General features: G+C 66.6%; 19 protein-coding genes. 14 read left to right on the top strand and 5 right to left on the bottom strand.

Annotated features, from left to right (window positions below; translation table 11 throughout):
* Position 1 precedes the first annotated feature (1 nt).
* From hemE to HMPREF3151_RS09420, 3 genes are all read left to right on the top strand, one after another.
* Complete coding sequence (gene hemE, locus HMPREF3151_RS09430) at positions 2–1,054, top strand: uroporphyrinogen decarboxylase (protein ID WP_070475281.1); 1,053 nt, start codon at positions 2–4, stop codon at positions 1,052–1,054.
* Positions 1,051–2,475: a protoporphyrinogen oxidase gene (locus HMPREF3151_RS09425; protein ID WP_070475280.1), complete on the top strand. Its 1,425-nt coding sequence runs from the start codon at positions 1,051–1,053 to the stop codon at positions 2,473–2,475. The genes hemE and HMPREF3151_RS09425 overlap by 4 nt, the downstream gene beginning before the upstream one ends.
* Before the next feature lie 73 nt (positions 2,476–2,548).
* Positions 2,549–3,316, top strand: a complete 768-nt coding sequence (locus HMPREF3151_RS09420; RefSeq protein ID WP_070475279.1) for a DedA family protein — start codon at positions 2,549–2,551, stop codon at positions 3,314–3,316.
* Between the two features lie 227 nt (positions 3,317–3,543).
* Here the strand turns inward: HMPREF3151_RS09420 and HMPREF3151_RS09415 are convergent, their stop codons facing one another.
* Positions 3,544–4,380 (bottom strand): NAD(P)-dependent oxidoreductase, encoded by an 837-nt coding sequence (locus HMPREF3151_RS09415; RefSeq protein ID WP_070475278.1) that lies wholly within the window; start codon positions 4,378–4,380, stop codon positions 3,544–3,546.
* Between the two features lie 20 nt (positions 4,381–4,400).
* Between HMPREF3151_RS09415 and hemL the strand changes: the two genes are divergently transcribed.
* From hemL to HMPREF3151_RS09375, 8 genes are read left to right on the top strand one after another with little or no spacing between them, the layout of a single operon-like run.
* Positions 4,401–5,726 (top strand): glutamate-1-semialdehyde 2,1-aminomutase, encoded by a 1,326-nt coding sequence (gene hemL / locus HMPREF3151_RS09410; RefSeq protein WP_070475277.1) that lies wholly within the window; start codon positions 4,401–4,403, stop codon positions 5,724–5,726.
* Positions 5,727–6,329: a histidine phosphatase family protein gene (locus HMPREF3151_RS09405; protein ID WP_070475276.1), complete on the top strand. Its 603-nt coding sequence runs from the start codon at positions 5,727–5,729 to the stop codon at positions 6,327–6,329. It abuts the gene before it with no gap.
* A gap of 8 nt (positions 6,330–6,337) precedes the next feature.
* Positions 6,338–6,910 carry a TlpA family protein disulfide reductase gene (locus tag HMPREF3151_RS09400; RefSeq protein ID WP_070475275.1) on the top strand — a complete coding sequence of 191 codons (573 nt, stop codon included), beginning with the start codon at positions 6,338–6,340 and terminating at the stop codon, positions 6,908–6,910.
* On the top strand, positions 6,911–7,684 hold the full coding sequence (locus HMPREF3151_RS09395; protein WP_070475274.1) for a cytochrome c biogenesis CcdA family protein: 774 nt from the start codon (positions 6,911–6,913) through the stop codon (positions 7,682–7,684). It begins immediately after the preceding gene.
* Positions 7,685–9,349 carry a cytochrome c biogenesis protein ResB gene (locus HMPREF3151_RS09390; protein ID WP_070475273.1) on the top strand — a complete coding sequence of 555 codons (1,665 nt, stop codon included), beginning with the start codon at positions 7,685–7,687 and terminating at the stop codon, positions 9,347–9,349. It begins immediately after the preceding gene.
* 30 nt (positions 9,350–9,379) lie between these two features.
* Positions 9,380–10,357, top strand: coding sequence for a c-type cytochrome biogenesis protein CcsB (gene ccsB / locus HMPREF3151_RS09385; RefSeq protein ID WP_070475272.1), 978 nt, complete (start codon positions 9,380–9,382; stop codon positions 10,355–10,357).
* On the top strand, positions 10,357–11,373 hold the full coding sequence (gene galE, locus HMPREF3151_RS09380; protein ID WP_070475271.1) for a UDP-glucose 4-epimerase GalE: 1,017 nt from the start codon (positions 10,357–10,359) through the stop codon (positions 11,371–11,373). The genes ccsB and galE overlap by 1 nt, the downstream gene beginning before the upstream one ends.
* The gene (locus HMPREF3151_RS09375) at positions 11,370–11,627 is read left to right on the top strand and encodes a helix-turn-helix domain-containing protein (protein ID WP_038609455.1); all 258 of its coding nucleotides are present in this window, start codon (positions 11,370–11,372) and stop codon (positions 11,625–11,627) included. Before galE ends, HMPREF3151_RS09375 begins: the two co-directional genes overlap by 4 nt.
* Before the next feature lie 299 nt (positions 11,628–11,926).
* Here the strand turns inward: HMPREF3151_RS09375 and HMPREF3151_RS09370 are convergent, their stop codons facing one another.
* Complete coding sequence (locus tag HMPREF3151_RS09370) at positions 11,927–12,202, bottom strand: hypothetical protein (RefSeq protein WP_038613638.1); 276 nt, start codon at positions 12,200–12,202, stop codon at positions 11,927–11,929.
* Between the two features lie 40 nt (positions 12,203–12,242).
* Here HMPREF3151_RS09370 and HMPREF3151_RS09365 point away from each other — a divergent pair, with 40 nt between their 5' ends.
* Complete coding sequence (locus HMPREF3151_RS09365; protein WP_083290284.1) at positions 12,243–12,554, top strand: DUF4229 domain-containing protein; 312 nt, start codon at positions 12,243–12,245, stop codon at positions 12,552–12,554.
* A gap of 24 nt (positions 12,555–12,578) precedes the next feature.
* On the opposite strand, the gene HMPREF3151_RS09360 is transcribed toward HMPREF3151_RS09365, so the two are convergent.
* Genes HMPREF3151_RS09360 through HMPREF3151_RS09350 form a run of 3 tightly spaced genes read right to left on the bottom strand, consistent with a single transcriptional unit; the run spans position 12,579 to position 15,352 of the window.
* The gene (locus HMPREF3151_RS09360) at positions 12,579–13,340 is read right to left on the bottom strand and encodes an ATP-binding cassette domain-containing protein (RefSeq protein ID WP_070475269.1); all 762 of its coding nucleotides are present in this window, start codon (positions 13,338–13,340) and stop codon (positions 12,579–12,581) included.
* Entirely contained in the window at positions 13,341–14,357 is a 1,017-nt protein-coding gene (locus HMPREF3151_RS09355; protein ID WP_070475268.1) for an ABC transporter permease, read from the bottom strand. It lies immediately after the preceding gene.
* Positions 14,354–15,352 carry a substrate-binding domain-containing protein gene (locus HMPREF3151_RS09350; protein ID WP_070475267.1) on the bottom strand — a complete coding sequence of 333 codons (999 nt, stop codon included), beginning with the start codon at positions 15,350–15,352 and terminating at the stop codon, positions 14,354–14,356. Before HMPREF3151_RS09350 ends, HMPREF3151_RS09355 begins: the two co-directional genes overlap by 4 nt.
* Positions 15,353–15,604: 252 nt before the next feature.
* Here HMPREF3151_RS09350 and HMPREF3151_RS09345 point away from each other — a divergent pair, with 252 nt between their 5' ends.
* Positions 15,605–17,257, top strand: coding sequence for an ABC-F family ATP-binding cassette domain-containing protein (locus HMPREF3151_RS09345; protein WP_070475266.1), 1,653 nt, complete (start codon positions 15,605–15,607; stop codon positions 17,255–17,257).
* Positions 17,254–18,495 carry an MFS transporter gene (locus HMPREF3151_RS09340; RefSeq protein WP_070475265.1) on the top strand — a complete coding sequence of 414 codons (1,242 nt, stop codon included), beginning with the start codon at positions 17,254–17,256 and terminating at the stop codon, positions 18,493–18,495. Before HMPREF3151_RS09345 ends, HMPREF3151_RS09340 begins: the two co-directional genes overlap by 4 nt.
* Positions 18,496–18,502: the final 7 nt, after the last annotated feature.

Raw genomic sequence — 18,502 nt, 5'->3', positions numbered from 1 at the left:
CATGACCAGACGCGATCTCACCAACGCACCCCTGCTCGAGGCGGCGCACGGCCGCACCCCCTCGCGCACCCCGGTGTGGTTCATGCGCCAGGCCGGCCGCTCCCTGCCCGAATACCGCGAAGTGCGCGAAGGCATCCCCATGCTGGACTCGTGCTTCATGCCGGAACTGCTCGCGGAGATCACGCTGCAGCCGGTGCGCCGCCACGACGTCGACGCCGCGATCCTGTTCTCCGACATCGTGGTCCCGCTCAAGGCGGCGGGCGTGGACGTGGAGATCGTGCCCGGCCGCGGTCCTGTGATGGGGGAGGCGGTGACGTCGCGGAGTGACGTCGAGAAGCTGCCTTTGCTTGACGACGAAGTCGCTGCCGTGGCCGATGGCATCCGCATCATCCTCGACGAACTGAGCGACACCCAAGCCCTGATCGGATTCGTCGGCGCGCCGTTTACCCTGGCCAGCTACCTCGTCGAGGGCGGGCCGAGCAAGAACCACGAGAAGACCAAGGCGATGATGCACGCCGAGCCGGAGACCTGGCACGCGCTCATGCGCCGCCTGGTGCCCACCATCATCGCGTTTCTGCGCACGCAGGTCGAGGCCGGCATCGACGCGATGCAGCTGTTCGACTCCTGGGCGGGCTTCCTCACCGAAGCCGACTACCGCGAATTCGTGCTGCCGTACTCCGTGGAAATCCTTGAATCCGTCGCAGGAGAGATCCCGCGCATCCACTTCGGCGTCACCACCGGCGAGTTGCTCGGCGCGATGTCCGAAGCCGGCAGCGAGGTCATGGGCGTGGACTGGCGCGTGCCGCTGGATACAGCCGCGACGCGATTCGCCTCCCCGCGCGTGCTGCAGGGCAACCTCGACCCAGCCATGCTGTTCGCTGGCACCGACGTGGTGCGCGGCGAGGTCGCGCGCATCAAGGCCGAGGCCGCGCGCGCAATCAAGGCTGGCGACGCCACCGGGCACATCTTCAACCTCGGCCACGGCGTATTGCCCACCACCGACGCGGACGCGATCACCGAGGCCGTGCGCATCATCCACGAGGAGAACTCATGAACATCGCCATCATCGGCGCCGGTCTGGCGGGCCTGACCGCCGCGTACGAGCTCGGCGCGGACTTCGTCCACGCCGAGGGGGATAAGGACGACCTCAAGGTCGACGTCTACGAGGCCACCGACCGCCTCGGCGGCAAGCTCCACACCGTCGCCTTCGAGGCAGGCCCCACCGATATGGGCGCCGAGGCGTTCCTGGCGCGCCGCCAGGACGCCGTGGACTTCTTCACCGAGCTCGGCCTGGCCGACTCCCTGGTGGAGCCCTCCGGCCTGCGCTCCCTGGTGTGGGTCGACGGCGAGACCCGAGGACTGCCCACCGGCGGCGTGATGGGCATCCCGTCCACGTCCGAGACCGTCAAGCACCTGGTCAGCGAGGCCACCGCGCAGCGCATCGACACCGAAGCCGAGCGCGAAGGCTTCGACTGGGAGGTCGGCGGCGACGTCAACGTCGGCAAGCTTGTGCGCGAGCGCTACGGCGACGAAGTGGTGGACAACATCGTCTCCTCCCTGCTCGGCGGGGTGTACTCCTGCACCGCCGACGAACTCGGCGTGCGCGCGACCATCCCCCAGCTGGCGGAGGAGTTCGACCGCCTCGCCGCCGACGGGCCGGTGCACCTGTCCACCGCCGTGGCCAACCTGGAGCGCTCCCGCCGCGAGATGCCCACCGGTCAGGGTGCGGTGTTCAAGACGTTCCGCGACGGTTACCAGGAGCTCTACGAAACGCTCGCCGAGAAATCCGGCGCGGACATCTACATCGACGCCTTCATTTCCGCTATCGAGCTCGAGGGCTCGAAGTACCGACTCAAAGGCGGCGAGGACAAGGTCTACGACCACGTCATCCTCGCCGTGCCCGCCCCGACCGCGGCGCTGCTGCTCAAAGGGATCGCGCCTGAGGCCTCCGAGGCGCTGAAAACTGTGAAGCTGGCCAACTCCGCCGTGGTGGGCATGCGCTTTGCCACCGACGAGGGCTTGCCGCAGAACTCCGGCGTCCTCGTATCTACCGGCGCCGAGGGCGTCCACGCGAAGGCATTCACGTTCTCCTCGCGCAAGTGGCCGCACCTCGCCGAGCGCGGCGGCGCACTCGTGCGCGCCAGCTTCGGCCGCTTCGGCGACAACGTCGCCATCACCGCCACCGAGGACGATCTCGTGGACTGGGCCCTCGACGACCTCAAAACCATCACCGGCTTCGACGGCCGCGCCGCCGGCCTCGAGGAAATCTACGTCCAACGCTGGCTCGGCGGCCTGCCCCGCTTCGACGAGAACCACCTCGCCACCGTGTCCAAGGTGCGCAGATTGCTTAACGACGAACCAAAGGCCTCCCACATCTCCCTCACCGGCGCGTGGGCCGGTGGGGTCGGCGTGCCGGCAGTGATCGCCGATGCGAGGGGCGCGGCGGCAGCTGCCGTCGATAAGCAAAAGCCCTAAGTCAGCGGGAGGTCCCGGCACATTCTCCGCTTGGGTAGGGGCAGCGGGCGGATGTGCACTAGGTTGATCACCTATGGAAGAACACGCGGATCCACGCGAGACAGCCGGTACCGAGCCTGCCGAGAAGGAATGGTGGGAGGAAGACGGCCTGCCCTGGAACGGCAAACCCACCAAAGCCGACTACTGGTGTCTGGGCTGGTTCGGCTTCGTCGGCATCTTCGGCTTGGCCATGATCCCGCTGCGGGCGTGGTTTTTGGGGCTGGCCCCGCCGATCATGCTGGCGCTGACCGGCTCGCGCGTCGGCGCCGCGTCCACCGGTGCGCTCGCCGCGGTGGGGGAGGCGCCGCACTGGCTGTTGTTCCTGCTCATCGGCTCGATCGTGAACATCAAGTTCGACTGGATCTACTGGTGGGCCGGCAAACTCTGGGGCCGCGGGATCCTGGACGTGCAGGCCGCGAACTCGCCGCGCGCCGCGAAAAACATCGCGCGCGTGGAGCAGTGGGCCGTCAAGCTGGGCTGGCTGGGCATCTTCTTGGCCTACGTGCCCATCCCGCTGCCGATCGCGTTCGTGGTGTTCGTGCTCATGGGCATGACCGGGATGCCGCTGTGGAAGTTCATGGTCCTGGACTTCATCTCCAAAACCATCTGGTCCTTCCTCTACCTGGGCCTGGGCTGGTGGATCGGCGAGCCGGTCGTGATGGTGCTGGAGCAATACGCCAAGGTGGCCAACTGGATCGCCATCGCGCTGCTGGTGGTGGTGTTCTACGGCATCTTCCGCAACCAGGGCAAGAAGAAGCCGACCGCCGAGGTCGTGGGCAACGAGATCGAGGCCGGGCGCTAGCGGGGCCGGGCGGCGCCGAAAGTCGAGCGGCGGAGGTCGAGTTCGCCCTGTTTTAGGCCCGGACTCGACCTCCCGGACTCGACTTTCGCGTCGTTGGACCGAAGGGGTCCTGACAGATCACGGCAGCCGTTTGCGCCGACCTGGGGCGATGGGGGCCACCTGACAGATTCAGCCGCGATCCGTCAGAACGCGGGGGATCTATTCACTCGCCGGTGAATCAATTTGGGCTAGCGGTTGACCACGACGGTGGAGAAGTCCTCGTCGCCGTGGCCGGCGTCCTGCTGCGCCTCCAACGACGCCAGGGCGGCGGAGACGGCGGGCAGGTCCTGGTCCGAGGACGCGAGCATCAGGCGGGCGTCCTTGGCGATGGCGTCGGCGGTGAAATCACCGGGCGAGGTAGAGCGCTCACCCAAAAGGAACGGCGACTTCATGTTCACGATGAACTCCAGGCCGGTGGAGCCGAGCATGTCCACCACCTGCTCTTCCGACAGCCCCTGGGATTCGCCCAGGACCAGGGCTTCCTTGAACCCTTCGATGGTCACGGCCAGGGCGAGGTTGGCCAGCAGTTTGCCCACGGCGGCGCCGGCGGCGGTGTCCACCTCCTTCAGGCGCTCGGGGTCGGCGGCGGCCCAGGGGGCGACGACGTCGGCGACTTTAGAACGTCGAGAGGCATCGGCGCCTCCGACATACACGCCGAGCTTGCCAGCGCGCGCGGGCGGGAGCGAGCCGACGACCGGGGTGTGCACGTAGCCGGGCACGGCGTCGGCGAAGGCGGCAGCGTCCGCGGGCGAGATGGTGGTGGCATCGGCCCAGGTCACGCCGTCGGGGATCAGCGCGGGCTCGATCACTACCTCGCGCACGATGTCGGGGCCGAACAGGCAGGTGATCACCAGCTCGGCGCCCTCGACCGCCTCGGCGGGGGTCGAAGCAGCGTTAGCTCCGCGTGAGACCAGCGGTTCGGTCTTCTCTGCGGTGCGGTTCCATACGGTCAGTTCGTGGTCGTCGACGAGCTTGAGCGCGAGCTCCGTGCCCATGCGGCCGAGGCCTAAAAACGCGATTTTCATATGGCCTAGGATAGACAACCATGACTGCGGAAAAGCCGACTTCAGCTAACACCCAGCGCTCGCACGAACTGTTCGAGCGAGCGCAGAAAACCACCCCGGGCGGCGTGAACTCGCCGGTGCGCGGTTTCGGCTCGGTGGGCGGGCAGACCCGCTTCATCCAGAGCGCGCACGGCTCGAAGCTTGTGGACGTGGACGGCAACTCGTACGTGGACCTGGTGTGCTCCTGGGGCCCGATGGTGCACGGCAACGCCCACCCGAAGATCGTCGAAGCCGTGGAGAAAGCCCTGCGCAACGGCCTGAGCTTCGGTGCACCCACGGAGGCGGAGATCCAGATCGCGGAGCACATTGTCAAGCGCACGTCGGTGGAAGAGGTGCGCATGGTCAACTCCGGCACGGAGGCCACCATGTCCGCGGTGCGTCTGGCGCGCGGGTTCACGGGTCGGCCGAAGATCATCAAGTTCGAGGGCTGCTACCACGGCCACGTCGACGCGCTGCTGGCGTCCGCGGGCTCCGGCATCGCCACGTTCTCCCTGCCGGATTCCCCGGGTGTCACGGGCGCGCAGGCGCAGGACACCATCGTGGTGCCGTACAACGACATTGAGGCCGTGGAGCGCGCGTTCCGCGAGAACGAGGGCGAGATCGCCGCGGTCATCGCCGAAGCGGCCGCGGGCAACATGGGCACCGTCGCCCCGCAGAACGACTTCAACGCCAAGCTCAAGGAGCTCGCGCACCTCAACGGCGCGCTGCTGATCCTCGATGAGGTGATGACCGGTTTCCGCACCTCCTACGCCGGCTGGTTTGGCGTGGACAACGTCGCGGGCGACTTGACCACCTTTGGCAAGGTCGTCTCCGGTGGCATGCCGGCGGCGGCGTTCGGCGGCCGCCGCGACATCATGGAGCACCTCGCACCGAACGGCCCCGTCTACCAGGCGGGCACCCTGTCCGGTAACCCGGTGGCGATGGCATCCGGCCTGGCCTCGCTCGAGTTGGCCAGCGAGGACATCTACCCCACGCTGAACAACAACGCGGATTTGCTGGAGCGTTTGCTTCACGACGCCCTCACGGCCGAAGGCGTCACCCACCACATCCAACGCGCAGCGACCATGCTCTCCATCCGGTTCGGCGAGGGCGAGGGACACAACTTCGCCGACATGCAGGCCGCCGACACGTTCCGCTACGCCCCGTTCTTCCACGCACTGCTGGACGCTGGCGTGTACGCGCCGCCGAGCGCGTTTGAGACCTGGTTCGTCTCCACCGCCCTGACGGACGAGGACTTCGGCCGCATCGAGGACGCACTGCGCGGCGCCGCGAAGGCCGCCGCGGCGGCTAAACCCGCGGAGGCCTAAATGACGAAGACGACGGTGCACCTGGTGCGCCACGGCGAGGTGTACAACCCGAAGAAGATCCTCTACGGGCGCATGCCGGGCTACCACCTGTCTTCCCGCGGCAACTCCATGGCTGTGGCCACCTCGAAATTCTTCCGCGGCCGCGACGTGGTCTACCTGGCGGCGAGCCCGCTGGAGCGCGCGCAGGAAACGGCGCGCCCGATCGCGGAGGTCACCGGCTGCGAGGTGGACACCCGCGAGGACATCCTGGAGGCGGGCAACACCTTTGAGGGCCTGCGCACGAAGGGGTGGCGCTCGCAGCTGATCAACCCGATCCGCTGGCGGCACATGACCAACCCGTTCGAGCCGAGCTGGGGCGAGCCCTACCAGGAGATCTTCGAGCGCATGTGGTCCGCGGTCGAGGACGCCCGCAACAAGGCCGAGGGTCACGAGGCTGTGATGGTCAGCCACCAGCTGCCGATTGTGATGGTGCAGCGCCACGTGCAGGGCAAGCGCCTGGCGCACGCGAGCCGCAACTGCGACCTGGCGAGTGTGACCTCACTTGTGTTTGACGGCGGCAGTGTTGTTGACTGGGCCTACAGCACTCCTGCCCAGCACATTTGAGAGGTACTATGCGCAAGCTTTTCGCCGCGCCGCTTTGTGCGGCCGCGCTTTTGCTGACAGCCTGCTCCGGCGCGGACAACGGCGGCAACTTCGCGTTCCACTCGCCGGGCGGGCAGACTGAAATCTTCTACGAGGAGGCGGACCGCAAGCCCCTGGCCGGCTTCGAGGGCGAGTCGCTTCTCGACGAAGGCCAGACCATCGCCCTGAGTGATTTCGAGGGCGAGATCGTTGTGCTCAACGCGTGGGGCCAGTGGTGCGCGCCGTGCCGCGCGGAAGTGGACGACTTGCAGCAGGTGCACGAGCATTTGCAGGAGCAGAACTCCGGCACGGTGCTGGGCATCAACGTACGCGACCCGAACCCGCAGATCGCGCGGGATTTCCTGGCGGATAACGGGGTGACCTACCCGTCCATCTACGACCCGCCGTTTAAGACCGCCGCCAACTTGGGCGGCGTGCCGTCCTCGGTGATCCCGACGACGATCGTGCTGGACAAGCAGCACCGCCCGGCGGCGGTGTTCCTCCGTGAGATCACCGCGGACGATCTGCTCGAGGTCATCGACCGCCTCGACGGGGAGGCCTAGGTGGGCTTCGCCGATCTTGTCGCCGACGGCCCGCTGCTGCTCGGCCTGCTCGCCGCCGCGGTTGCCGGGTTAGTCTCCTTCGCCTCCCCGTGCGTGGTCCCGCTGGTGCCGGGCTACATCTCGTACCTGACCGGCGTGGTCGGGGGCGAGATGACGTTTGAGGAGGACGGGCCCCGCGTGTCCCGCAAACACTGGGCGGTTGCCGGTGCCGCCCTGCTGTTCATCGCCGGGTTCACCGTCGTGTTTCTGCTTGCCACCGTCACGGTGTTCGGCGCGGTCAGCGCCATCGCGCTCAACGCGCAGACGCTCACCCGCATCGGCGGGGTGGTCACCATCCTCATGGGCCTGGTGTTCATGGGGGCTGTGCCCGCGCTGCAAAAAGACACCCGCTTCCAGCCGAAGAAATGGACCACTATCATCGGCGCGCCCCTGCTCGGCGGGATCTTTGCGCTCGGCTGGACACCGTGCCTGGGGCCGACGCTGGGCGCCATCATCTCGGTGTCCGTGGGCACCCAGGGCTTCACCGCGGCGCGCGGCGTGCTGCTCGTCATCGCGTACTGCATCGGGCTGGGTTTGCCGTTTCTGCTTGTCGCGTTCGGCTCGTCAAAGGCCGTGCGCAGCATCGACGTGCTGCGCCGCCACTCCCGCGGCATCCAGATCGCCGGCGGGGTCGCCATGATCGTTGTCGGCATCATGCTGCTCACCGGCGCCTGGGACGTGTTTATCGGTTGGTCGCGCCAACTCGTCGACGGATTCGGAGGGACGATCATCTAAATGAAGACGGCACAGACCTGGCTGAAAAAGGCGTGGCACTGGCTCACCAGCATGCGCACCGCGCTGATGCTGCTGTTCGTGCTGGCCGTGGCGTCCATCCCGGGCGCGCTTCTGCCGCAGCGCACCGTGTCGTCCTCGCTGGTGGACGACTACCTCAAGGCCAACCCCACCACCGGCCCCATCTACGACAAGCTGCAGCTTTTCGACGTCTTCCAGTCCACGTGGTTCCTCGCCATCATCCTGCTGCTGACCATCTCCCTGGTCGGCTGCATCATCCCGCGCTCCATCGACCACTGGCGCGCGTACAAGGCCAAGCCGACGCGCGCGCCCAAGTACTTGGGGCGCATGCCGCACCACGTGGAGGGGGAGGTTGCGGGGGCGCCGGAGGACGTCGAGAAGCAGTTGCGCAAGCAGCTGAAACGCTGGCACGTGGCGTCCTACAAACCGGACGAGGACCGCGCCGGGGCGTTCTCGATTTCCGCGGAGCGCGGCTACACCCGCGAGCTGATGAACCTGATTTTCCACATCGGCATCGTCGCCATGATCCTCACCTTCGTGGCCGGCCGCATGGTCTTCTACGAAGGCCAGGTCATCGTGGTCACCAACTCCGAGGCCGAATCCGCGGTGCCGGTGGAGCAATCGCGGGTGTTCTGCAACACTTCGCCCGCCAACTTCGACGTCTTCCGGGCAGGCCCGCTTTTCGACGGCACCGGCCTGACCCCGTTTTGCTTCGAATCCCAGAACTTCTCGGCCACCTACCTGAATAACGGGCAGGCCAACGAGTTCTCCTCCGACATCACCTACACCGACGACCTGTCGGTCCCGCAGGAGGAGTGGACGCCCACGAGCCTGGCGGTGAACCACCCGCTGCGCGTGGGCGGCGACCGTGTCTACCTGCAAGGGCACGGCTTCGCCCCGCAGGTGACGCTGACGTGGCCGAACGGGGAGACCCGCACCCAGATGGTGCAGTTCCGGCCCACCGACGTGTTCACGTTCCTGTCCTCCGGCGTGATGCGCTTCGACCCGCCCGCCGGCATGTACCCGGACCTAACGGAGCGCCGCCAGCACCAGATCGCCATCGAGGGCAACTTCGCGCCCACCGCCGGCTGGGCCGGGCCGAACGGCGACCAGCTGCAGTCCGCGTTCCCCTCCATGGACGACCCGGCAGTGTCCGTGGACGTCTACGTCGGCGACGCCGGCTTGGACACCGGCCGGCCGCAAAACATCTTCGTGCTGGACCAGTCCCTGGTCGCCGACGGACGCCTGGAAAAAGTCTCCCGCGTCCAGCTCACCCCCGGCTCCGAAGCCACCGTGGACACCGGCGACGGCGAGGTGAAGGTGCGTTTCGACGGCGCCGCCGAATACGCCAACTACCAAATCTCCCGCGACCCGACGCAGGTGTGGGCGCTGGTGGCGTCCGCGGTGATGCTCGCGGGCCTGGCCGGCTCGCTGGCGATCAAGCGCCGGCGTATCTGGGTCCGTCTACGTCCTCGTACCTCGGACGTAGGGGAGGGCCCCGTCACCCAGGTCGAAATCGCCGGGCTCGCCCGCACCGACCGCGCCGGGTGGGGCCGCGAATTCGACGACATTGCCGCCGCCATACTCGGGCTCGACCCCGACGACGAAGAGGTTGAGCAGGGGGAGTTCAACCCCTATGACCTTTGATTACACTGGTTAGTGGAGTAGGTTAAGGGCATGCTCGTCAATACAACCATGGCGGAGCTGTCTGACCTGACGTTCCGCACCGCGTTCATTGTCTACATCGTGGCGCTGATTCTGGCGTTCATCTACTACGGCCGCGTCAACAGCGTCATCGAGGCGCGACGCGAGGCCCTGGCAGAGCAGAAGGTGCTGGTTGGCGCGGGGGGACCGGAGGTCGTCGAGAAGCAAAAGTCCGACGAGGACATGATCGCCAACGCCCGCAAATGGGCAGGCATGACCCAAGCCCTTGTCTGGGTCGGCGTGGCGCTGCACCTGGTGGCGTTTGTCACCCGCGGGCTCGCCGCGAACCGCTTCCCGCTGGGCAACCTGTACGAGTACATCCTGTTCATGACCGCGGTGATCATGGTCGTCGCCGCAGTAGTGGTGCAGCGCAAAAACTGGCACACCGTCTGGCCATGGCTGCTGTTTCCCATGGTCATCGCGATGTTTTTGAACTCCACCGTGTTCCACATCCAGGCCGCGCCGGTGGTGCCCGCGCTGCAGTCCTACTGGCAGCCGGTGCACGTCTCCACGGTGTCCATCGGTGCCTCCATCGGCATCATCTCTGGCGTCTTCGCACTGCTGTACCTGCTGCGCATGTGGCAGCCGCGCGGGGAGGAGCACGGGTTCTTCGGCGCGATCGCCCGCCCCCTGCCGGACGCGAAGACGCTGGACCAGATCGCGTACAAGACCGCGGTGGTGACCCTGCCGCTGTTCGGCATCGGCATCGTCTTCGGCGCGATTTGGGCCGAGGTGGCGTGGGGCCGCTTCTGGGGCTGGGACGCGAAAGAGACCGTCTCCATGATCACCTGGATCCTCTACGCCGCGTACCTCCACGCACGCGCGACGGCTGGCTGGAAATCTTCCGCTGCCGCTTGGATTAACGTCTTCGCGCTGTGCATGACGATCTTTAACATGACGTACGTGAACACCGTGATCGCCGGCCTGCACTCCTACGCGGGGCTGAACTAATGAAAGTCCTGATCACCGGCGGCGCCGGTTACATCGGCTCTTCCATTGCGTCGTGCTGCGCGGACGCCGGGATCACCCCAGTGATCTTGGACGATTTCTCCACGGGCCTGCGCGTCTTCGGCGAGCGCTTCGCCTGCTACGAGGGTGACATCGCTGACGTTGATTTGCTGGATCGGGTGTTCACGGAGCACGACATCGACGCGGTGATCCACTGCGCCGCCAAAATCGTCGTGCCGGAGTCCGTTGAGCAGCCGCTGGCCTATTACGACAACAACGTGGGCAAAGCCATCACGCTGCTGCAGGTGCTGGAGCGGCACGGCGTGCGCCGCTTCGTGCTGTCCTCCACCGCGTCCATGTACGAGCCGGGCCCAGATTACATGGTGGACGAGGCCAGCCCGGTCGATCCCCAGAGCCCCTACGCGGCGTCGAAGTGGCTGCTTGAGCGGGTGTTGCGCGACACCGCCGCCACGGGATCCCTCGGGGTGGTGGCGCTGCGTTACTTCAACCCTATCGGCGCGGACCCTGCACTTCGCACCGGCCTGCAAAACCCGCACCCCACCCACGCGCTGGGCAAGATGATCGAGGCGCACGCCGCCGGCGAGCCCTTCACCGTCACCGGCGTGGAGTGGCCCACCCGCGACGGCTCCGGCTTGCGCGACTACATCCACGTCTGGGACCTCGCCCGCGCGCACGTGGCGGTGCTGCAGCGCTTCGACTCCGTTGTGGCCAGCTCCGGCTACGAGGTGATCAACCTCGGCACCGGCCAGGGCACCACCGTCTTCGAGCTGGCCGAGGCGTTCGGCGAAGCCACCGGCACGCCACTCGAGGTCCGCACCGGCCCCGCCCGCCCCGGCGACGTGGTCGGCTGCGCGTCGCGCACCGGCAAGGCCCGCGAGGTGCTGGGGTGGTCCGTGGAGCGCTCGCTTGTCGACGGCGTCCGCGACTCCCTCGCCTGGTCCGAGAAACTGCCCGCAGTGTTGGCCGAGGAAGCCGGACTGAAGGAGGCGGGCCGATGAGCGACGCCCACCACAAACCCCGCAACAAACAGGGCAAACCCGCCAGCGACGACCCGGTGCTGATCGCCCTGGGGGAGCAAATCGCGTCCCGGCGCCGCTCCGCCGGCCGCCTCCAACAGGACGTCGCCGACGCCGCCGGGGTGTCCCGCTCCACCCTGCACACCATCGAGCACGGCGGCGCCGGCGTGCGCTGGGAGAAGGTCATCGCCGTGGCGGCCGAGCTCGGCCTGCGGGTGGGGTTCACCGAGGCGTAGGGGCGGGCCGCCGGCCGCCGCGCCTGGGCCTCCCGGCCGCGTTCCGCCCCCGCCGCTGACACTCCGCGGCGGAATCTGTCAGAGCGCCCCTATCTGCCCAGGTCGGCGCAAACGGCTGCCGTGATTTGTCAGGAACCCGGCGCCCGTTCGAAATTCGTTCACTCTCAGGCTCGTCCCGGGTGAACAAATTCCGGGTGACCGGGTAGCGACCTGGGGAAATGGAGCTCGCCGCCCCGCGAAATGGGCCCAAAACCCGAATTTGTTCACTGGGCTAGTGAACAAATCTGGACAGGGGCCACCTAGCCGCTGTCGTCGCGGCGCCGGCGGCGTTCTTCTTCCTCCCTGCGCTTGCGCTCGGCCTCTTCACGCGCGCGGCGCTCCTTGAACCGGTTCTTTTCGATGTTCCAGAGGAACTCTTCGTCGTCGTCCGGCCCCTTGATAACGGGTTTCTGCTCCACCTGCCGCTGCGAACCGCCGCGCAGCGACCCGTAGCGCTCGGCGGAGCCGGGGCCGAACGCGCGCCAGAGCAGCACGGCGGCCAGGACGACCAATGCGAGGAGTAGCAACCTTCCCATGGTTTTAAACATACTTGGCCACCGGATAGGGTGAACAACCGTGACTGATCAACGTTCTCCGCAGGTAGACCCCGGGGCGAAATCGAGGGCGAACAAGGCCGTGGCCATCTACGGCTTGGACCGCCTGCTTTTGTTCATCGCGCTGACGGTGGTGATCCAGCTCGCCGCGGTGCTCATTGGCGCGCCGGTGCCGGTGATTATGTCGGCGCTGCTGGCGCTGATTGTGGCGTTCCCGCTGTCGATGCTGCTGTTTAAGCGCCACCGCATTGAGGCGAATGAGGCTGTCGCGGAGCTGAAGCACCAGCGCCAGGCGCGCAAGGACTGGATTCAGTCCGAGCTCGCCGAACGCTAGCTCGCTAATCGACGCACCAAAGGTTTAGTCCCGCCTCAGCTCATGGCTCAGCGCCTCCAGCTCTCCACCCCCGGCCATCTGGTGGGTCAGCTCCTCGAGGGTGACCTCGGAACGAGGTGCGTCGAGCTCCTGGTGGCCGAGCTTCAGGATGGTGAAGTGGTCGCCCACCAAGAAGGCGTGGTGGGGGTTGTGAGTGACTAACACGACGGCGATGCCGCGCTCGCGGGCGGCGGCGACCATGCGCAGCACCGCCCCGGACTGTTTCACGCCAAGCGCTGCGGTGGGCTCGTCAAGGATCAGCACGCGGGCGCCGAAGTAGACGGCACGGGCGATGGCGATGACCTGGCGTTGGCCGCCGGAGAGGTTGCCGGCCTCGACGTCCACGTCGGGGATGTCAATGCCCATCTCTAGAAGCTGCTCGGAGCAGATCCGCTTCATCTCGGCCTGGCGCAGCACGCCGAACGCGCCGGTGAGTTCTTGGCCGAGGAAGAAGTTGCGCCACACGCTGAGCTCGTCGACGATCGCCAGCGTCTGGTGAACGGTGGCGATGCCAGCGCTGATGGCGTCGCGGGGGGAGGTGAGGGTGGTGGCGGAGCCGTCGATAAGCATGGTGCCCGAGGTGGGTTGATGCAGGCCCGACAGGATTTTTATCAGGGTGGATTTTCCGGCGCCATTGTCGCCGAGCACGCAGGTGACTTCGCCTTCGCGCACGGCGAGGTTGACGCCGCGCAGCGCCTCGAAGCTGCCGTAGGACTTGGTGATGTTTTCCAGTTCGATGACAGCCACTTAGCGCCCCTTGGTGTATTTGGCGAAGGAGGTGTTTGCGAGCACCGCCACGAGCAGTGTCGCGCCGAGGAAGAACTTGAACCAGTCCGGGTTCCAGCCGGCGTAGACGATGCCCTGGTTGGTCATGCCGAAGATCAGCGCGCCGATGGCGGTGCCGACGGCGGTGCCGCGCCCGCCCGTCATCGCGCAGCCGCCGATGACCGCGGCGATGATGTAGAGGAACTCGTTGCCCACGCCCTGGCCGGCCTGGATGGAGTCGAAGGCGAACAGGGTGTGCATGCCCACGAACCACGCGGCGAAGCTGATGCCCATGAACAGCAGAATCTTCACGCGGCGCACCGGCACGCCGACGGCGCGGGCGGCGTCAGCGTTGCCGCCGACCGCGGTGATCCAGCCGCCGAGCTTGGTGCGGAACAGCACAAACGATGCCACGGCGACGAAGAAGATCCACCACAGGACGGTCACCGAGATGCGCACGTTGCCGATGTGGAAGTTGCCGGCGAACACGGCGTGGGCGGACGGGAAGCCCTCCATGTCCGCGATGGTGGGGGTGGCCACCTGGCCGGTGACCAGCTTCGTCACCGCCAGGTTTAAGCCTTGGAGCATGAGGAAGGCCGCCAGGGTGATCAGGAAGGAATCGATGCCGGTGCGCGTGACCAAAAAGCCGTTGAGCGCGCCGATGGCCAGCGAGATCCCCAGCGCGAGGAACGCGCCCACCCACGAGTTCAGGTGCAGGTTGTAGTTCAGCATCGTCGCGGCCAGCGCGGCGGTGGTCACGGCGACACCGGAGGAGAGGTCGAACTCCCCGCCGATCATGAGCATGCCCACCGCAAGCGCCACGATGCCCAGGGTGGAGCTGGCGTACAGCGTGGTGGCCAGCGCCTCAAAGGAGCGGAACGCCGGCGCCACGGAGAGGAAGAAGACAAAGATAGCGATGAAGCCGAGGAGGCTGGCAAACTCCGGGCGGCGGATCAGGCGCGCGAACCCGGTGCGGGTTTTCAGGCGGTCGTCCCTCATCGCATGCCCGCCTTCGCGGCCTCTTCGACCTTGTCGACGTTGGTGGCGTCCACGAAGCTCGGGCCCGTGTAGACGGGGCGCCCGCCGCCGAGGGTGCCGCCGTTGCGTTTTGCAATCCACAGCGAGTCCACCGCCAGGTAGCCCTGCAGGTACGGCTGCTGGTCCACGGCCCACGCCACGCGCCCGTCCGCGATGGCGCCAACGAGCTCCGCGTTGGTGTCGAAGGTGGACACCTGTGCCTTCGCGCCGGACTGGTTCACGGATTCCACGGCGCGCATCGCCACCGGCGCCTGCAGCGCAAACACGGTGTCGAAGGAGCGGTCCTGGGAAAGCTTCGAGGTGATGGTGGACTGCACGGCGGTGAGGTCCTGGCCGTTGACGTACAGCAGCTCCACCGCGTTTGAGTCGCCGCCGAGGCCGTCGCGCACACCGGCGCAGCGCGCCTCCTGCGAGGAGTTGCCCTGCTCGTGGATCACGCACAGCACCTTCTTCTTGCCTTCCTCCTTGAGGCGCTCGCCGGCGGCGCGGCCGGCCACGGTCTCGTCCTGGCCGAAGAAGCCGGTCAACCCGTAGTCCTGGTACGCGGTCATGCCGGCGTTCAGGCCGACCACGGGGATGCCGTGGTCCACGGCGTCGCGCGCCGCTGGGCCGATCGCCTCCGCATTCGGCATGGTCACGGCGATGCCGTCCACGCCCGCGTCCACCGCGGAGCGCACGAGGTTCGCCTGGTTGGGCGCCTGCGGGTCGGATGAGTAGCGCAGCTCGATGTTGTCCTTCTTCGCGGCGTCCTCGGCGCCCTTGCGCACGAGGTCCCAGTAGGTGTCGCCGGGCGCGCCGTGGGTGACCATCGCCACCACGTACCGCGGGGTGTCCACGCCGCCCGCCGTGCCGCCGCCGTCTTCGTTGCGGGGGGCTCCGCCTGTCGACGAGCATCCGCCCAACACCGCTGCCACCGTCAGTAGCGCGGCTGCCACAGTTTTCCGTGCCTTCCTCATTGCCAAAGTGTGAACCACTGCACTCGGGTGCGTCAAGCGGACTAGACGTATTGACCGGAGACGTCAATTAATTGGCTGAGATCCGCCACGCTGGGTAAACTCTGCCTCATGTACTCAGGCATCGCTTCCATGAAGCTGCGTTCCGCCCGCTGACGGCGGCGGGACCCCTTCTGATCTCTCGTCTGCCGTCCTGGCCATCTGCCGGGCGGTCATTTAGTGCTGCCCGGCTCCATGACGAGCTGAAAGTACGAAATGCCAATCACACCAACCTTGCGGTCATGTGTGTGGAACGGAACGCCCCGCGGGCCAGTCGCACACATCCGTGCCGAATCAATCCACATCACCTTGGGAGACAGGCACCTCCTGAACGGGCTGGATGTCACCGTCTCCGCCGGCTCACGCCTGGCGATCGTCGGCGACAACGGCCGTGGTAAGACCACCTTGCTCCATATCTTGGCGGGGCTCCTGACCCCTGACTCGGGAGTAGTGACCCAGATGGGTTCCCTCGTCCTGGTCAAGCAGGACATGCCCACCGAAGGCAACCGCACCGTCGGCGATCTCATCGCCGAAGCGACAGCTCCCTCCAGGGCTGCACTTGAGGCACTCGACGTGGCGAGCGCAGCACTCGCCGCAGGAAACGACGCGGCCGATGCCTATTCCGCAGCGCTCGAGACCGCCACGCTATTGGATGCCTGGGATGCAGAAAGGCGCGTGGACATCGCACTTGCAGGCCTTGACGCTTGCAGCGACCGCGCTCGCATACTGTCGACCTTGTCGGTCGGGCAACGGTACCGGGTCCGGCTTGCCGTCGCACTTGGATCGACCCCTGACCTGCTCCTGCTGGACGAGCCCACGAACCACCTCGACGCTGCAGGACTGTCCTTCCTAACCGAACGACTGCGTGATCACCCCGGTGGCCTGGCTCTGGTCAGTCACGACCGCGCTCTGCTGCGTGATGTGGCGACTACCTTCCTGGATCTCGACCCGACCCGAGATGGCGTGCCGCGAACCTACTCGGGCGGCTACCAAGGCTGGATTGAAGGCCGCCGACGAGAACGCCTCGTGTGGGAACAGGACCACGCCGCCCAGGTCGCCCGGCACAATGAACTGACACGCGCTGCAGCCGAGGCACGCTCCCGCCTGTCTCAGGGGGGATGGAGACCTGACAAGGGCACAGGCAAGCACCAACGCGCCACACGCGCTGCTGGAGTGGTCCAAGCCTTCAACCGACGTATAGAAGACCTGAAACGTCATGAGATCGACGTGCCGGCACCGCCACTGCGTCTAGCGTGGCCCGCCTCGACAACTCGTGCCGGGCAGAGCATCATGAACGCCACCGAAGTTACTGTGAAGGACCGGTTGGACACTCCGGTGTCGGTTGACGTGAACGGCGGTGACCGGTTGGTGGTCACCGGACCAAACGGCGCGGGAAAGTCCACCTTGTTGGCAGTTCTTGCACAGCGTCTGGCCCCCACCACGGGACATGTGCGAGTGAACCCGAGAGCACGCATCACTCTGCTGTCTCAAGAGGTCTCCGACTGGGATCACTCCAGCCCCGCACACGAGGTCTACGAGGCGTACCTAACAAAGCTGGGCCGCCGATCTCAGGCGCCTACTCTCGGCTCGCTCGGGCTGCTCGAGGCCTCTGCAACCAACACGCCCGTGGGGCGCCTGTCGCAAGGACAGCAACGCCGACTCCACCTGGCCATGTGTCTGGCACAGGACCCAGACCTGCTGCTCCTGGACGAACCCACCAATCATCTGTCATCGAACCTCGTCGACGACATCACCACCGAGCTCCAACAGGCCTCCTGCGCGGTGATCGTCGCCACCCATGACCGGCAGATGCTCCACGACTTTTCCGACTGGCCCCACCTGAACCTTGACTTGAAGGACATGCCATGAACCCGCTTCACCCCTTGACCATCCCCACGTACCGCCAGTTGTTCGCAGCGATGGTGCTGACCATCTTCGCCCAGGGCGCCTGGGCCCTCTACCTGACCATGCAGACCCTCGACCTGGGCGCCACGCCAGCCACCTTGTCGGGTGTCGTGGCCTGGAGCGGCATCGGCCTGCTTGCGGGATCCCTCCCAGCTGGCGTAATTGCCGACCGGATCCCCAACAAATCCGTCATCGTGGGTGTGCTCGCCCTGAATCTCGCCATCGCGACCGCGATGTCCACAGCAGCAATCCTCGACTTTGTCACCTTCTGGATGCTCGCGGTCTCCGCGTTCATCAGTGGCGCTTCAACCGCCTTCTTCTTCCCCGCCTACACGGCACTGGTGCCAGTCCTGGTGGATAGCGACGACCTCATGGCCGTCAACGGCCTCGAAGGCGCCACCCGTCCCTTGGTCGGGCAGGCACTTGCGCCCGCTGTCGTCGGAGCGCTCATCGGCGCAAGCATGCCCGCCGCTGGCGGGTACCTCATCGCAGCAGCAATCGGACTTGGCCTGCTCGCGGCCCTGCGGCTTCCCACCCCCACCCGCGCCGAAACGGAGGCCAATGCCGACGCTGCGGCAGACTCACCGATCACCGATCTGCTCGATGGCTTCCGCTACGTTTCCCGCACACGCTGGGTTCGCTCCAGTGTCCTGTTCGCGGCCGTCATGGGACTGGTCGTGACCGGACCACTCGAAGTCCTCCTACCCGCTCTTATGCGCTCCTCGCATGACAATGGACCTGCCCTCTACGGGGCCGTCCTGGCTGCCCTCGGCGCGGGCGGGTTGGTGGGCTCCCTGCTGGCGGGGTCGTGGCGCACACCGGAACGCTTCCTGCCCGCAATGGTCGGCGTCTGGGCGCTCGGATGTCTGCCCTTGTCCATCCCGGCGCTCACCAGCAATCCGTGGGCCATCGGTGCAGGACTCGCGTTCTACGGGGCGCTGATCGGGATCGGGATGGTCATCTGGGGAACAGTGCTTCAAGAGCACGTCCCCTTGGAGATGCTCGGCAGGGTCGCCAGCCTCGACTTCTTCATTTCCATCGCCTTCATGCCTCTGTCCATCGCCCTCACCGGACTCTTCAGCCGCTTCATCGACTCCAGAACTCTGTTCATCACCGCCGGCCTGGTGCCACTGGCCACGGCAGCACTGCTCCTAGCCCTGGGTCAACTCAAGATGCCACAGAAGACGCTGGCCGAGGCATGAGAGACCT

Origin of the sequence: Corynebacterium sp. HMSC05H05 (assembly GCF_001807265.1) — a bacterium.
In the GTDB taxonomy this organism is placed as follows: Bacteria; Actinomycetota; Actinomycetes; order Mycobacteriales; family Mycobacteriaceae; genus Corynebacterium.
The sequence above is the reverse complement of the archived record's forward strand: the minus strand, read 5'-3'. Positions and strand labels throughout refer to the sequence as shown.

Coding starts and splice junctions, on each gene's coding strand:
- hemE (WP_070475281.1), top strand. CDS start 2: ATGACCAGACGCGATCTCACCAACGCACCCCTGCTCGAGGCGGCGCAC.
- HMPREF3151_RS09425 (WP_070475280.1), top strand. CDS start 1,051: ATGAACATCGCCATCATCGGCGCCGGTCTGGCGGGCCTGACCGCCGCG.
- HMPREF3151_RS09420 (WP_070475279.1), top strand. CDS start 2,549: ATGGAAGAACACGCGGATCCACGCGAGACAGCCGGTACCGAGCCTGCC.
- HMPREF3151_RS09415 (WP_070475278.1), bottom strand. CDS start 4,380: ATGAAAATCGCGTTTTTAGGCCTCGGCCGCATGGGCACGGAGCTCGCG.
- hemL (WP_070475277.1), top strand. CDS start 4,401: ATGACTGCGGAAAAGCCGACTTCAGCTAACACCCAGCGCTCGCACGAA.
- HMPREF3151_RS09405 (WP_070475276.1), top strand. CDS start 5,727: ATGACGAAGACGACGGTGCACCTGGTGCGCCACGGCGAGGTGTACAAC.
- HMPREF3151_RS09400 (WP_070475275.1), top strand. CDS start 6,338: ATGCGCAAGCTTTTCGCCGCGCCGCTTTGTGCGGCCGCGCTTTTGCTG.
- HMPREF3151_RS09390 (WP_070475273.1), top strand. CDS start 7,685: ATGAAGACGGCACAGACCTGGCTGAAAAAGGCGTGGCACTGGCTCACC.
- ccsB (WP_070475272.1), top strand. CDS start 9,380: ATGCTCGTCAATACAACCATGGCGGAGCTGTCTGACCTGACGTTCCGC.
- galE (WP_070475271.1), top strand. CDS start 10,357: ATGAAAGTCCTGATCACCGGCGGCGCCGGTTACATCGGCTCTTCCATT.
- HMPREF3151_RS09375 (WP_038609455.1), top strand. CDS start 11,370: ATGAGCGACGCCCACCACAAACCCCGCAACAAACAGGGCAAACCCGCC.
- HMPREF3151_RS09370 (WP_038613638.1), bottom strand. CDS start 12,202: ATGGGAAGGTTGCTACTCCTCGCATTGGTCGTCCTGGCCGCCGTGCTG.
- HMPREF3151_RS09355 (WP_070475268.1), bottom strand. CDS start 14,357: ATGAGGGACGACCGCCTGAAAACCCGCACCGGGTTCGCGCGCCTGATC.
- HMPREF3151_RS09350 (WP_070475267.1), bottom strand. CDS start 15,352: ATGAGGAAGGCACGGAAAACTGTGGCAGCCGCGCTACTGACGGTGGCA.
- HMPREF3151_RS09345 (WP_070475266.1), top strand. CDS start 15,605: ATGCCAATCACACCAACCTTGCGGTCATGTGTGTGGAACGGAACGCCC.
- HMPREF3151_RS09340 (WP_070475265.1), top strand. CDS start 17,254: ATGAACCCGCTTCACCCCTTGACCATCCCCACGTACCGCCAGTTGTTC.